The sequence below is a fragment of the Lactiplantibacillus sp. C232 genome, from assembly GCF_023806725.1.
Lineage (GTDB): Bacteria > Bacillota > Bacilli > Lactobacillales > Lactobacillaceae > Lactiplantibacillus > Lactiplantibacillus plantarum.
Window position 1 is genome coordinate 343,792 of sequence record NZ_JAMSKZ010000002.1, and the last position, 14,843, is coordinate 358,634.

General features: G+C 45.4%; 12 protein-coding genes. 4 read left to right on the forward strand and 8 right to left on the reverse strand.

All coding sequences use genetic code 11. From position 1 onward, the window contains the following. Positions 1-147: 147 nt before the first annotated feature. From MZO41_RS03910 to MZO41_RS03925, 4 genes are all read left to right on the forward strand, one after another. Entirely contained in the window at positions 148-711 is a 564-nt protein-coding gene (locus MZO41_RS03910) for a DNA-3-methyladenine glycosylase I (RefSeq protein ID WP_003643720.1), read from the forward strand. 241 nt (positions 712-952) lie between these two features. Then, positions 953-3,010, forward strand: coding sequence for an L-type lectin family protein (locus MZO41_RS03915; protein WP_022638099.1), 2,058 nt, complete (start codon positions 953-955; stop codon positions 3,008-3,010). A 322-nt stretch (positions 3,011-3,332) separates the two neighbouring features. Continuing rightward, positions 3,333-4,811 carry an ABC transporter permease gene (locus MZO41_RS03920; RefSeq protein WP_013355151.1) on the forward strand — a complete coding sequence of 493 codons (1,479 nt, stop codon included), beginning with the start codon at positions 3,333-3,335 and terminating at the stop codon, positions 4,809-4,811. Positions 4,812-4,822: 11 nt separating this feature from the next. Then, on the forward strand, positions 4,823-5,482 hold the full coding sequence (locus tag MZO41_RS03925) for an ABC transporter ATP-binding protein (RefSeq protein WP_003641873.1): 660 nt from the start codon (positions 4,823-4,825) through the stop codon (positions 5,480-5,482). Positions 5,483-5,610: 128 nt separating this feature from the next. Here the strand turns inward: MZO41_RS03925 and MZO41_RS03930 are convergent, their stop codons facing one another. The 8 genes from MZO41_RS03930 to MZO41_RS03965 form a co-directional block, all read right to left on the reverse strand. Then, a complete protein-coding gene (locus MZO41_RS03930) occupies positions 5,611-6,372 on the reverse strand; it encodes a CPBP family intramembrane glutamic endopeptidase (protein WP_011100955.1) in 762 nt (253 codons plus the stop codon). 95 nt (positions 6,373-6,467) lie between these two features. Continuing rightward, positions 6,468-7,187 carry a CPBP family intramembrane glutamic endopeptidase gene (locus MZO41_RS03935; RefSeq protein ID WP_058906753.1) on the reverse strand — a complete coding sequence of 240 codons (720 nt, stop codon included), beginning with the start codon at positions 7,185-7,187 and terminating at the stop codon, positions 6,468-6,470. A gap of 121 nt (positions 7,188-7,308) precedes the next feature. Continuing rightward, complete coding sequence (locus MZO41_RS03940) at positions 7,309-8,112, reverse strand: LysM peptidoglycan-binding domain-containing protein (RefSeq protein ID WP_013355152.1); 804 nt, start codon at positions 8,110-8,112, stop codon at positions 7,309-7,311. Between the two features lie 1,056 nt (positions 8,113-9,168). Next, a complete protein-coding gene (apf, locus tag MZO41_RS03945; protein WP_013355153.1) occupies positions 9,169-9,804 on the reverse strand; it encodes an aggregation-promoting factor in 636 nt (211 codons plus the stop codon). A 404-nt stretch (positions 9,805-10,208) separates the two neighbouring features. Further along, a complete protein-coding gene (locus MZO41_RS03950; protein WP_003643726.1) occupies positions 10,209-10,583 on the reverse strand; it encodes a glycine cleavage system H family protein in 375 nt (124 codons plus the stop codon). A gap of 9 nt (positions 10,584-10,592) precedes the next feature. Further along, positions 10,593-11,510 carry a sce7725 family protein gene (locus tag MZO41_RS03955; protein ID WP_003643727.1) on the reverse strand — a complete coding sequence of 306 codons (918 nt, stop codon included), beginning with the start codon at positions 11,508-11,510 and terminating at the stop codon, positions 10,593-10,595. Beyond that, positions 11,507-12,223, reverse strand: coding sequence for a hypothetical protein (locus tag MZO41_RS03960; RefSeq protein ID WP_003641880.1), 717 nt, complete (start codon positions 12,221-12,223; stop codon positions 11,507-11,509). Before MZO41_RS03960 ends, MZO41_RS03955 begins: the two co-directional genes overlap by 4 nt. After that, positions 12,223-14,592 (reverse strand): ATP-dependent DNA helicase, encoded by a 2,370-nt coding sequence (locus tag MZO41_RS03965; RefSeq protein WP_013355155.1) that lies wholly within the window; start codon positions 14,590-14,592, stop codon positions 12,223-12,225. Before MZO41_RS03965 ends, MZO41_RS03960 begins: the two co-directional genes overlap by 1 nt. Positions 14,593-14,843 lie beyond the last annotated feature (251 nt).

Here is a 14,843-nt window from a genome sequence, read left to right on the forward strand (position 1 = left end):
AACTGGCGCCGTCTAACGATTCAAGTTGGACGGCGCTTTTTTTAGGGGCTGCACTTAGATTTTAAAACCAGTGTTAGTTTTAGTCTAAGAGTATGCGGCGAGTATGAGATAGCCGGATTGGATAGTGGCGATAAGGAGATGTTTTTAATGCAACGATGTGCATGGGCGGATTCATCACCAGCAATGCAAGCGTATCATGACAACGAATGGGGGCGGCCGCAACATAATCAGCAACGACTTTTTGAACTGTTGTGCTTGGAGACTTATCAAGCAGGACTGAGCTGGCAGACCGTCCTGAATAAGCGGGCGGCTTTTAATGAAGATTTTGCGGATTACGATGTTGACCAGGTGGCCGCTATGACGACCGCCGATGTTGAGCGACTACTAACCGATGCTCGAATTATTCGGCATCGTCAGAAGTTAATGGCAACGATCAACAATGCTCGTGTGATTCGAGATTGGCCGGCCGGGGAAGACTTTGCCACTTGGTTATGGGCGTTTGTTGATAACCAGCCCATACGCCAGGCGTGGGCGTCAATCGATGAGGTTCCAGCAACAAACGACTTGGCGCAACAAGTGTCTAAAGAGATGAAACGCCGCGGCTTCAAGTTTGTCGGGCCGACAACCATTTATTCTTATCTTCAAGCGACTGGTCTCATTAATGATCATGTGGTGGACTGCCCATTTGCTCCAGAAAATTTACCGGCCTAACGCGCTTAATTCCTGGCGCGGTGAGTAAGTGAGCCGTCAATTTAAAACCAGCGCGATGACAACTGTCAGGCGCTGGTTTTTATTAAAATCAATATGTTTTGGTATAAGTGCGATTGCTTAAATTTTATGTATAAATAAATACTTATTATAACCATAAAAAATAATTGACATGATGTCGCTTAATTTGCTAAGATACGGCGTAAGAATAGCTGCGGAAGGCAAGTGATGGGAGCGACGTTAGGTGAAAGAAGTAAGGTTTTGGGGACTCTTGTTAGGACTGTTTGTCTGTTTAGGGGCAGTGATACCGTTAGTTAGTAAGGCTGACGTACTTGATACGGCACCCGCTGGACTGAATCTGGAAGGCTTATTTGAACCGGGAAAGTTTGACCGTAATTCGGCCACAATGCAGACTGTTTCAAAGAATGGCCATTCGCAGCATGTTATCGAATTAACAAATGACGATAATCAAGTTGGGGCAATGTGGTCGACCCCTGTTAATCGCTTTAACATGCGGGTCGATAACCAAGTCTCAATGTGGGTGAACTTTGGGGACAAAGCCGTGGGTGAAGGATTGGCCGTTGTTTTACAGAATGATCCCCGCAAAATGAGTGCGATTAGTCGGTATGGAAAGAAAAGCATTATTGGTGAGAACTTGGGTGTTTATGGGACGGATACCTATACACGGCGAACGGCGCCGGCCACGATTGCTAAGACGGCGATTCAAAAAAGTTGGGCGTTGGAGCTGGATACCAAAGTGAATGACGGTGGTTTTTGGGGGTTGTATCCCCGGGGGAATTCTTTCGATGAAAAGCCTAAAAAAATGCATATGGCCGCGAGCTACCCTGCAAGTCCGGATACTTATACGCAACGGGGTGGTTTAACGTCCTCTTATCGTTTTGAACAGAACCATGGGAGTATCGCTGATAAATTACCACTCGCGGACGGTAACTGGCACCATCTTGTATTGAAGTGGGTCGCCAGTAAACAAATCATGAGCTATACCCTGGATCAGGGACCAACACGAATGACCACAATTGATACGACAGTTTTTGGAAAGGATATCCGGAATGTTACTTGGGGATTAACTAGTACGGCGACAACCGCTAATGCCAGAACACTAGTCGTCTTTGACCGGTTGCCACAACCGATTGAAATCGAGTCAGATTTAAACGTAACTAATCTGACTCAAGAGCGAACTGTCCATGAAGGAGACTGGGTTCATGGTGGGGATGAGTTGGAATATGAGTACGTTCTGAGTTATCTCAATGGTGACAATGAATGGCAACAGGTTAAGGCCAGCCTACCATTACCCGAACAAGTTCACTTTAGTCACGCGAAGATCCGCTATGCGGATGGTACCGAGGAAGAGATCAATTTACCAGCGGACGATAACGAATCGTCGGTGGCCCGCTTACAACACGATTTGCAGCGGACACTATCAATGAAAAATCCGCACGCTTATATTACGCTGATTGGTGAGGCTGCCAAGGGCGATCGGGATACTTTTGTTGATGATGACATGAGTTACTTTGAGGGTCACGAGATGAAGACCGCAACGGCCACACCGCACTTCACCATTACGACCAATAAGACCGTTAACCTGACGATTGAACCGTTGACACAAGTGAAGAAAGGCGAGCCCGTCATCATTAAGGGCCAAATTAAGCTAAATGATGGGTTAGACTTTGACAATGATGGCATGCGTATCGAGTACCGGGTCAATGGTGAAGCGGGAGAAGACTATCAGTTGAGCATGGACGATCCGGTTGGTTATGTCGAATTTGAAGTGGATGCCGAAGAACTACAAATCGGTGAAAATCAGATTACGTTACGGGCTCATAGCAAAGATAACGCCTACTCAGAACCAGTGACAGTAACGGTCACGGTCATTGGTGGGGAGTTACAGCTGAAAAAAGTCAGTACTGAAAGTGTGTTTGCACCAATCAAGTTGACGGGAACGGCTCAAGTCAGTCGGCCCGAGGGACTTGAAGTAGTTGTCAATGATGATACGGGCTCGAAAGCCGCTTGGCGCTTAGAGGCGACCGCGACCCCTCTCGTGACTAATCAGGGCCGCACACTAGCGGGAAACTTGTATTATCAGGATGGGGCCAAGCTGACAATGTTGGGAAAGGATGCCGTGGAAATCGCGCGCCAAAAGACGGCCCCGGGGATCGACTATGACGTGACCGCCCACTGGTCATCGCAACAAGGTTTGGTGCTCAAAACAACGCCCGCCGCTGTTCCTGGAAGTTATCAGGGTACGATCACGTGGCACTTAAGTACCGTACCGGAAGCGTGAGTTTACGATTGTGTAAGTAATTCGTTTAATCAATAAGTTCAATAGTCGCGACAAGAATTAATTGCTAATTCTTGTCGCGACTATTTGGTGTTCAGCGAAAGTGCTGACTAACGCATTTAAACGGGCCTCCGATACGGTGCAATGCTAGTAGTAGCAAGCACAACCAGCCTTTCAGGGGCTTAGCTAGCAAATTGAAAAATCTTCGGTTTCAGACCCATAAATAAACCCAGCAAGTTCACAAATTAGTCAGATTTCCCGTGTAGGTTAAAAGCAGTGCAAAGCAATTGTCATACCAATACTTTATCTGAAGGAGGGTTTAAGCGTGAATTTTTTTAAACGCGCATGGCTCAATCTAACGGCAAAAAAAGGCCGTTCAATTCTATTAGTACTTGTTACATCAGCAATCATGCTGTTTGTATTGGCCGGGTTATTGATTAGGAATGCTGCCGATACGGCAACTAGTAATGCCAAGAAAAGTGTCGGGGCGACCGTCACTTTATCTGCTAACCGGGAGGCGGCTTTTAAGAAGATGCGCAGCGCCACGTCGACGAGTAAAAGTAGTCGGCCTAAGTTGACGACATCGCCCGTTAAACTGAGTGATGCGAAGAAAATCGCCAAGCTTAGCAACGTTTCAAGTTACAATGCGACCGTCTCAACTTCCGCTAATGCGAAGGGCTTTGATACGATTTCAACATCAGGTAGTAGTACTGGTGGTGGGATGAAAGGTATGGGTGGCTCAAGTAGCAGTGGTACTGGTGATATCTCGATTACTGGGGTCACTAATACGAACAGCGTCTCAACCTTTGAAAGTAGCTCAAGTAAAATTACGAAGGGCCGCGGTATTACAGCTAGTGATGAAGGCACTAACAACGTTGTCATCGAAAGTGAATTGGCTAAGGAAGATAGCCTGAGCGTCGGTGATACGATTAAGTTAAAAGCAACGACCGGTGATAAGAAGACTTACACGATGAAGATCGTTGGGATCTATAAAGCGTCATCTAGTGCAAGTACGCAACAAGGTCCTGGTAGTACCGATGTCAGCAACAGTATTTACACGTCATACACGTTCGCTAACACGGTCAAGGGTTCTAAGTACAAGAACACAGCTGATTCTGTGACTTTTGCAATCTCAGACCCCGCTAAAGTTAGCAGCGTCAAAACGTCTGGTAAACAGTTGATCAATACGTCGAAGTATTCGTTGTCAACGGATGATAGCAGTTACCAAACGGTTAAGAGTTCGATGAATAACGTTAAATCATTTGCGGATAAGATTGTCTGGCTCGTTGCGATTGCTGGAACGATTATCTTAGCTTTAATCGTTATCTTGATGATTCGTGAACGCCGCTATGAAATTGGTGTCTTGTTATCATTAGGTGAGAGCCGTTGGAAGATTGTCGCTCAATTCTTTGCTGAAATGGTGATGGTCTTGATCGTCTCAGTTGTCTTAGCCGGATTCGGTGGTAAGTTTGTTGGTAATAAGCTGGGTGACCAGTTAGTTTCACAACAAACGACGACTGCAACGACTACGACGAGTTCAACTAGTCAGCAGGGTCAGCCTGGTGTCGGTGGCGGCGCCCCTAGTGGTAACACTGGTGGTAGCAAGCCAAGCGGCAATATGCCTAGTGGTGGCGGTCAGACTGGTAATGCCAGTGCCACGACCGACACGAACTTAGATATTAATGTCACGGTAATGGATTTAGTTGAACTCGGCGGCTTTGGCTTAGCCATCATGTTCCTGTCGATTATGCTGGCTTCTGGTGGCATACTACGACTACAGCCGAAGAAAGTTTTAATTGATTAGGAGGGGCGGCAATGTTAAAAGTAAATGATCTTGGTTACTGGTATGACCGCCAAGAAAATAGTCTATTTGAGAATGTAAACCTTGAATTTAAGTCGGGGACTTCGTATGCCATTGTTGGTCAAAGTGGTTCCGGTAAGACGACCTTCCTCTCACTGCTGGCGGGTCTAGATAAACCGCGGGCTGGGCAAATTGAACTCAATGGTGAACCAATCAATAAGATTGGTCTGACGAACTATCGGAAGTCCAAAGTGGCAATCGTTTTTCAATCATATAATTTGTTGACGTATATGTCACCATTGAATAATCTGATGACTGCCATGGCAATTACGAACTCGGAACACCGTGGTGACAAGGATTATGCGATGAAGATGTTACGACGGTTAGGTATTACAGATGATCAGATGAAGAAGAATGTTCAACGCTTATCTGGTGGTCAGCAGCAACGGGTGGCGATTGCACGGACCATGGTGTGCGATGCTAAACTAGTGGTTGCGGATGAACCAACCGGTAATTTGGATGAAGAAAATACGAAATATGTGATTGACCAATTTCAAAAAATTGCGCATGAACAAAAGAAGTGCGTCATTATTGTCACGCATGAACCGGATGTTGCGGACGTTTGTGACCACTCCTACCGATTAGAAAAGCACAAATTTGTGGCGGAAACCTAGGGTGATCTTACGATTGAATCAGACGTGAGTTGACGCGTACAATCGCATTTTTGTCAAGATAAGTCACTAAAAATGAGTTCTCAGAATGATTTGATTCTGGGGACTCATTTTTTGATTACTGTGAATTGCTAACGAGACAACAATCGTTTTTGAGGGCGAACTTGCCAGCGAACGATAAAGGCGATGATGATAAACAAGACGAGATAGAGCACCGAGATGCCAATCGCGTAAGCAACCGGAATACTCAACTTGGCCGCGGTGTGGGTATGCGTGGCCAAACTAACGACGACGGATACGTCCGATAAGGCGTGCAAGAAAATCGGCCAGACTAAGTTATTGGTTCGTAGATAAAGGCCGCAAAAAATCAGGCCACCCGCTGCAGCATAAAAGACTTGTGGGATGACGTAGCTGAGGGTCAGCTGGCTGCTGTTAATGAGTAGGTGGGTAAGACCAAATAGTAAACTGTCGATACAAATGGCTAGCATGAGTCGGTGAGGGAAGCATTGTCGTAGTAGTGGCAGGAGCATGCCCCGATAGATATATTCCTCAGTGATCCCGATAACTAGGGCGTAGCCAATATAGAGAATTAACGTTGGGGTCCAAGCAAGATGACATAGCTTGATGAAGTTGCTCGTCATTGGTAGTAATAAAATAATAATTCCCGGGATGAGCTGCAAGCATTGTCGTACGAGTGATTGCGATTGCCACCACTGAATCGATATTTTAAACCAAAAATGATTTAATAGCAGGAAAATAAGTAATACAAGCAAGTCTTGGACCAGCCCACTGTATAAAGTTGGTACTGGTAGCCAGGCAATTAATTTAAAAAGAATTGGTACTAAAATGAAAATACTAATAGCGGCTCCCCAGCCGCGTTTGGTTGATGACATCGAAATCCCCTCCAGAAGTTAATGCTAACTTTAGTATAGGTCACATTGAAGGTGTTGGTTATATTAATTACGGATCGATTAGTTGCCGGTGGTCATTATGACAGCCACTGGTGATTTTGGCGTAGAATCGGCAGTATTAATAGGATAATGACCGCGATTTCGATGATTTGAAAACTAGTCGTCGTTATACCGGGCAAATTGATTGGAGGTTCCATCATGCTAAAGAAGTCATTGACGGTGTGAATCAACAATGGCCATAGTAGCGATGTTGTCTGTGCCGTGATTAAACATAATAGTAGCCCCAGTACGAACGTAAAGCCCAATTGCAATAGGGTTAAACTAAGTGTTTGGTGACCAAGATTGATTAGATGGGTCAAACTGAAGAGGATACTAGTGAAGACTGCAGCTCTACCTACACCCAATGTTGACTGGCTGGCCTGAAACAACATTCCGCGAAAAAAGGTCTCTTCGAACAGGCTGATCAATATGGCAACGAATAACAGGGTCAGGGTGTTTGTCAGTTGTTGGGCGGTTGCTAACGTATATAATCCAATTAGTGCGGCTACGATTAAGGTTGGAATGATGGGCCGGATTTGCCGACGCCAAGTTGCCGATACCCCAAATTTTAAGGTTTGCCGTAGCCAGTCACGATTTAATATGAGTGCAATTGCTAAAAAGAACAGCTCTTCGACCCCAGTTGTTAATGAGGATGGGAGTTGGGTTAAGCGTGGTAGCTGGAAAATCAGGCCAATCAACAACATACTGCCTAATATGCCACCCCATAGTGTGATGACTAATTTGGTTTCGTGGCGCATCTCCTCAGATCCTTCCTCGTATTCTCGCTACTAAGCATACGCCTTTTAAATGAATCTGAGCATAAAAAAACAGCGTAACGACAATTAATGTCATTACGCTGTTCGTTAGTAATCAGTTATTTTATAAAGCCCAAGCAGCCATGCCTTGTGCGTTGTATAAGCTAACGGCAGCGTTAACTTGGTCTTCAACAGAGCCACTGCTGATGTGCATGTTTTGGAATAAACCATAGGCACCAGAAGTACTGTTCTTGACCGTTGAGTTCCAGTTTGATTCACGCGTGATGATCGTGTTCCAAGTTGAAGCTGAAACGCCAGTCCGTGATTGCATTTGGCTTAATACGTAGCTCTTTAAGTTACTACCAGTGTAGCTTGAAGTCGTTGAGGTTGTTGAAGCTGTTGATGATGCAGCTGAGCTAGTAGCACTTGATGAAGCTTGACTAGTGGTTGCAGCAGAACTTGAAGCTTGGCTAGCAGCTGATTGCGTTGAGCTTGCTGAAGAAGCAGCACTCGTTGCAACACTTGAAGTAGCTTGGCTAGCAGCTGAAGAAGTAGTAGCAGAACTAGTAGCTTGGCTAGCAACTGATTGTGAAGAAGCACTAGTAGCACTGGCACTCGTTGCAGTTGAAGCAGCTGAAGAAGTAGCTTGGCTAGTTGCTGATTGTGGTGCAGCACTTGTAGCAGCAGAAGTCGTGGTTGTTGTAGTAGTACCATTGACTTCAAGCTTATCACCAATGAAGATTAAGTTAACATTAGCTAACTTGTTTGCCTTTTCAATGGCTGAAACTGAAGTGTTGTGAGCTTGGGCAATTGCTGAAACAGTATCGCCGGCCTTAACAGTATAAGTATCAGCGTTGGCAACCGTTGTTGAGATAGCGAATAAAGCTAATGCAGCAGTTGATGATAATACAAGGTTTTTGATCTTCATAATAATTAATACACTCTCCTATAATTTGCGTGTGTTCGATTATTTACATATATTTTCTATTGGTCGAGCAGTTGATGTCTCAACCAATCAACAGTGACTAGTATAACTAGTGAGTGTTGCAGTGCAATAATCAGAACATTACGTTTTTAGGGGGTGCTTGTAATATAAGGCCGTTTTTGTAATGAATTGTAATATTTGAGCCGGATTTCATGTAAAATAGCGCTACCAATCCCGATTAACTAGCTAGAAAATCAATAACGACAATGATTAAGCGGGGAAACTAATGATGAAAATTAGCCGCTTTATCCGATAAAAGCGATCACTTTTGGTCGATTTATGAAAAGTCAACGAGGATTATCGATAATTTTAAGCACTTAACTAGTGAATTTTGACGGGTTAATTTGTCGGGAAGTCGGATTATAGTGACACTTAACTAGTCATTTTATTGCTTGGAGACGTGGCACTGACTAATTATTTTTCGGTAAAGCAGATAATTGATAGAAGTTGCGCATCGTGTAGTCACTTGTGGTCGGTTAACGAAGGCGTCGATTAATTAAGTATTACTATAGTAGGTTTATGCCAAAAGTAGCCCATGACGATCGCTACTAAAACGTTACTAGGTTAGTATTACGCCATAGCTGAATGGTATGTGGTTGTCGTTGTGGACTAGTCGTCAAACTGTCGGGGGTTCGGGACTGTACTTAGTCAGGAAATTAGTTGGATTTTCTCCGTTAAGGTTGGTGAATTGTTAAATAAAAACATGTGGTATTTTGGTTGGGAGAGTGGGTCGTCGATTGGGGGAGACAACTAGCAGGTCTGGATCGTGTCCGTCTTAAAGCGGTTGCTAGAATAAGCATATCGCATATCTAAATAACGGGTTGTCAGCATGCTAAGTGCTAAGGCCTATTATAAAGTCACTTAGCAACTGAGTAACTTTATAATGGGTATTGGTGGGGGACACACGTGCTTCAGCACGGATTTAATAGTAGAAAAAAAGATTGCGAATCAGAAATGATCCGCAATCTTTGCATTTATTTATTAATTTAAAGTGGCTTTTTAGTACCAGCCATTAGCAAGCCAATGACTCTTGGCGTTGCTCCATGAACCATAACGTGAAGCAACATAACTGTTAGCAACACGTTCTTGGTTGGCAGCGGAGTAGTCACCGTTTAAGTATGAAGCACTTAATTGGTACTTACCGATGTATTGACCGTTACGAGCAGAATATGAACCACCAGATTCTTTACCAGCAATCCAAGCCTTAGCAGCACTATCAGAACCATTGTTGCTATAGTTTGATGTTGAACTAGACGTTTGAGTCGTCGTCTGAGCAGCAGGTTTGCTAGTTTGTGTTTGACTTGATTGGGTCTGGCTAGCTTGGCTCGGTTGAGCTTGAGTTTGACTAGTCTGAGCTGATGATTGTGTCGTAGTCGTTTGTTGAGTCGTCTGTGTTGAAGTCGTGGTAGTGCTATCACCATTTACTTCAAGTTGTTGACCAACTAAGATCAAGTTAACGTCTTTTAAGTGGTTAGCTTGTTGGATCGCATCAATCGTCGTGTTATGATCAGCAGCAATGGCAGAAACCGTGTCACCGGCTTTAACAGTTACCGTAGCAGCTTGAGCGGTAGCACCAATGGCAAAGAGACTAGCAGTAGCGGCAGCAGTTGATAATAAAGCATTCTTAATCTTCATTTGTAATGTACACTCCTATTTTTTAGTCCGAATTTGGCTTGGCCCCGCGAATCTTCCAAGCACTCAATGGTACCTAGTATAACTGGCGATTGTGACAGGGAAATAGCAGGAGTTTTACGAATTACCCTAATTCTTGTAATAAACGGCGTGTTTTGTAATCTTTTGTAATATAACGCGCGGCGCAATTGTTTCTGAGCGGGTCAATCAAGGCTGTTTACAAATGAAGACGGTGTCTGTTGGTTAACATAACCAAATGTTGTGATTAAAGTTCGAAGCGTGATATCACTGGGACTGGCAACCGCTGATGTCGTGACTAAGCTTAGTTAAGCCAATTTACGAGTTCTTTTAGTGGAAATGTAAGCGTTTGTTTGAATGTCAGCCAACTTACTTTTGGTAACTCGAAATTAGTCGGCCTTTAATTGGACCAGCCAGTTGTCGGTTTGTTTATTGTTAATGAGCGATTGGGGTGCCGCTTGTAGGTCTTTGTTAAGCTTCTGAACGGTGCCACTAAAGGGTGTTGACACCAGATGCGCCCCTTGATCGTCCGTAATCGTGACGAGCGGATCACCTGCCACGAGGTGCTGGCCCTTAGTTGGTAAATCGAGTTGATGAACGACACCTAGATTGTGTTGTCCTTGGTCACTTAACCCCAGTAGAAGCCGGTCATGTGATTTGGTCTTCAGCCAAATGTCGCCGTATAACATCGGAGCATGTTGCTCTTCGTAATCATGACGATAGAAATGGATCATTTGTTTCCAAGCAGATTCTTGTTTTGCCATCATTTCTCCTCAATTCAGTGCTAGTAGTCGGTGCATCAATTGAAAGTGGTGCATGATTGCTAATTTCTTAATTATTCCTAACCCTGGGAATTTATCACCCTCAGCGTAGGCCAATAGGGTGGCAAGTGCGGGGGTGCGATTGAGTCCCGTCAGGTGTGCGGGTGCCCAGTCGGTGAGCTTTGTTAATGCTTCAAAAAACTTTTGCTTTTGACCACGCATATTGGCATTGCTGTCCGAAACAAAATGATGGATGCGCAGGTCACCGTTAACCGTAACATAAATAAGATGTAATGCAATTGCGCGTGATGGCATACCGTGGTCAAAATAGGGTCGGCCCATGAGTGAGTAATCGCCAAAACCATCAAAGCCAACCGGTGTTTGGTACCAGTTAGCGGGGGCAAAATAGGCGTCAGTTATTTCTTGATAGTCCGCAACGTGCGCTGGGGTTGCCACGGGATCAGTCAATAAGACCGCGTGTTGTGGTAATAGTTGGTGCAAACGCGCTTCATCAGGGATTAGGACATGACCAGCATGCTGTAAAGTGGTCGTATGCTGATAGGCCTTAAGCAACGGATAGTTAGGCGCGATGAGCAAGCTTGTTTGACCAGGACTGGTTGTCAGAAAGTCGCGACTAAAATCGGCCGCAAGAATTGCGCCCGGCCGGTAAAATGGGTAGGGACGCAGATCCGGAAGTGGATGGAGCTTAACGGTATTAAGACCATAGACACTCACTTGGGGATTTGCAATAATGCTAAATGGTTGTTGGGCTTCAATAAAAGTCGTGACTGTTTGTTGTAATTCTTTGGAGTCACGGACTGGTTCAATTACTGGGATGATGTGTGGGCCAAGTTGGTGTTGCTCGCACAATGTTTTTAAGGCTAACAAATCATACATCCGTCCACGTAGATAGGGGTAGTAAGTGCTCATAACTGGTCACGCAGATCTGGTGCCGTTAGCGCCTGATATTTTAGTTTGAGTGCCTGATATTCGGCATTGCGGGCATCTAATTCTGTTTGTAGCGCAGTCACCGCGTCATTCTGGGTGTCATCGATGAAGCGATCGTACAAGTTTTGTTCAGGATCATAAACGTCGTAGCCGGTGCGGGCCCGTTTGCGTAATTCTTTGAAGAGTTGGTCATCAGAGTAGAGCTGTAGTCCTTTCTTCACACGCTTGGCTTTATCGACCTCACGGAAGAGCGATGTGATAAAGTGACTGATAAGGGGCGTTTGCTCGACTTGTAAGTCTTGGCGTTGGGCTTTCTTAGCGACAGTTAGGAAACCAGGCGTTCGCAACGGTTGAGGTGCGAGCTCTAGGGCCCGCTGATCAAAAGCACGGTAGATCAATACACCAATATGGTCTGGAATTTCCGATTGAACTTCTAGGTAAAGTTGTTGCGGCAAGACAAAGTAATTGTAATGACCGATAAATGAAAGTTTGGCCTTTGAATGAAAATCTGCTTTGGTGACTTTCAATTCGTAGCAACGCCATTCAATCTGACCATCGGGGAGTTGTTGATAGCTTAATGTATCAACGATCCCTTTATCAGCGGGCATCGCAACTTCTTCAACCACGTAGGCGCCCTGTTCTAGACAGTACTGATAGAGAGTACTTTCAAGTTGTTTAGTTAATTTAGTCTTCATTAATGAGTCACCTCCATTTGGTGCCAAAAGTTGGCAATCGTTGCTTCGAGCTGCGGGACTGATTGGATCGTCTGATAGTACTGCCAATGTGCTGGAAATAAATCTGTGTAGCGCCGACTAGCGAAGCGTTGGTCTAACAAGAGAACGATTCCGGTGTCCTTGGCACTGCGGATCAGGCGTCCAGCAGCCTGTAAGACGTTGTTCATGCCTGGCAGTTGGTAAGCGTAGGCGAATCCTAAGCCGTTTTGATGGTCGTAGTAGTCACGAATCAAGTTCGTTTCAGGGTTGATACCCGGCAGACCGACACTGACGATAGCGACTCCAATCAAACGGTCGCCACGTAAGTCAATGCCTTCGGAGAAGATACCACCCAGTACGCAGAAACCGAGTAAGGTTTGCGAGGGTGCTGACTGAAACTGGTTCAAAAAGGTCTGCCGGGCAGTTGCATCCATCGTCGAGGCTTGGGCGGTAGTTGCCACATCAGGGTAGGCGGCTTCAAAGGCAGTTTTGATCTGCAACAGATAGCCATACGACGGAAAGAACACGAGGTAGTTGCCACGTTTAGCCGTCAACATGGCGTGCAAGCTGGCAATAATCCGGGGCACGTTATGTTCGCGTTCGTGATACGTTGTCTGGACGTACTGGGTGACGAGAATGGCCTGATGTTTTGGTGGAAATGGTGATGGAAGCTGGTAGGCCAAACTGTTGGCTTCACCGCCAAGCACCCGCTGGTAGTAAGCCATCGGGGTCAGCGTCGCAGAAAATAGGACAGCACCACTGCCGAGCTCTAATGACCGATTAAGAAAGTCACTGGGATCTAGGCAGAGTTCCTTGATCGTTAAGTGATGACCGTCAAGGACGAAGCGCGTCTGGTAGCTGCCATCATATAGGTCGCCAATTTTAACAAAGGTCAGACAGGCGAAGAAATAGTCATGGACGGCGTCGAGCAGTGGCCCCGGCTTTTGTTGCGCCAACCAGTCAGTCACAAATTCATTAAATGTTCTGAGGGTGCGTAATAATTTGTCCGGGGGATCAGGTAGCACCTGTTCCGTTACTTGGTCATCAATCAAGGTTTTACTGATGCGCGTAAAACTACGCCGGACTTTCTTGAGTTCGCGTTGTAAGTCGTCACTCGGCTGACTTTTATCGGGCTTGGCTAATTTTAACAACGCACTGATTGGCTGGTCACTAACGGCCGCAGAGTACATATCACGGGAGCGACTAACAAGGTTGTGGACTTCATCGACAAGGAAAAAGTTGTCGTCATCACGTTCGCTAAAGAACCGTTGTAAATAGACTAATGGGTCAAAAAGATAGTTGTAGTCACAAATAATCACATCACAGAAGAGCGACGTGTCGAGTGAAAATTCAAACGGATCGACAGTATGCTTGCGAGCATACTGTTCAATCACGGAACGGGTAATCTGGTCTTCATGGGTCAACAGATCCTTGAGTGCTGGTTTAAGTCGGTCGTAGTAGCCAATCATATAAGGATTATCTTCCGGAAGTACATCTTGTTCCTCGGGAAACCGAATCTGATCCTTGGCAGTTAGCGTAATGCTTTTCAGTTTGAGTCCGTCATGACTCATTAGCGTGACCGCTTCTTCAGCAACGTGGCGCGTACTTTGCTTAGCGGTCAGATAAAAGAGGCGCTCAATCACGTCTTCGCCCATTGCTTTGATGGCCGGAAATAGCGTTGAGATCGTTTTCCCCGTCCCAGTTGGTGCTTCGACAAAGAGGCGTTTTTGCAACCGAATTGTCTTATAAACAGCGCCAGCCAATTCATGTTGGCCCGGTCGAAAAGCTGGAAACGGAAATGGCAAGTCTTCAATAGAAGCGTTTCGTTGTCGTCGTAAATCGGCTCGTAATGTCAACCAGTATTCATATTCTGTAATTAAGTCGTGGAAGAATGCGTCTAGTTCAGCCCGGTGAAGGATTTGCTGGGTCTTCGTGATTTTTTCATTGATGACTTGAAAGTAGGTCAGCTGCAACGTGACCTGCTCAAGATCGGGATGTTCTTGCAGTAACAGGTAACCGTAGACTTTGATCTGCCCCCAGTAAAGTGTCAACGTGTTGGTACTTAAGTCCTCGAAGACTTGATCGGATGTTTTGATTTCTTCAATCAACGCCCCATCATCATTTAACTGAATCCCGTCTGCCCGACCCGCGATAATGTAATCAGTATCGTTCATCGTCACAATTTTTTTCAGGTAAACTTCGCTATCATAGTCTTCACCACGACTACTCTGGAGCTGACGATGAATCTTAGCACCGTTCAACGCAGTGTTCTGGCTATTCTTTACTTCATTTAAATCGCCTTGTCGCAAGACGAATTCTACCAATTGTCGAATTCCAATCTTAGTTGCCATCGGAGCATCCCTTCTGAATTTAGTCGCTTCCTATTATAAAACATCTGTTCGTGTTTGTCTGCTGTTGATTGATGATGCCGGGCGGGGCTCTGTGATGTGGCCTTAAATGATGGTTAAGCTGCGGCAGACCAATATTTAAGACGCGGGCTTCGGCGGCTTGAATCTGGGCTCGTCGTGTTCCAGCAATTGGCGAAAATGCCTAGGAGTCAATGTAGGACGAACTAGCCAGACGGGTGCATGCTATTCCGAAT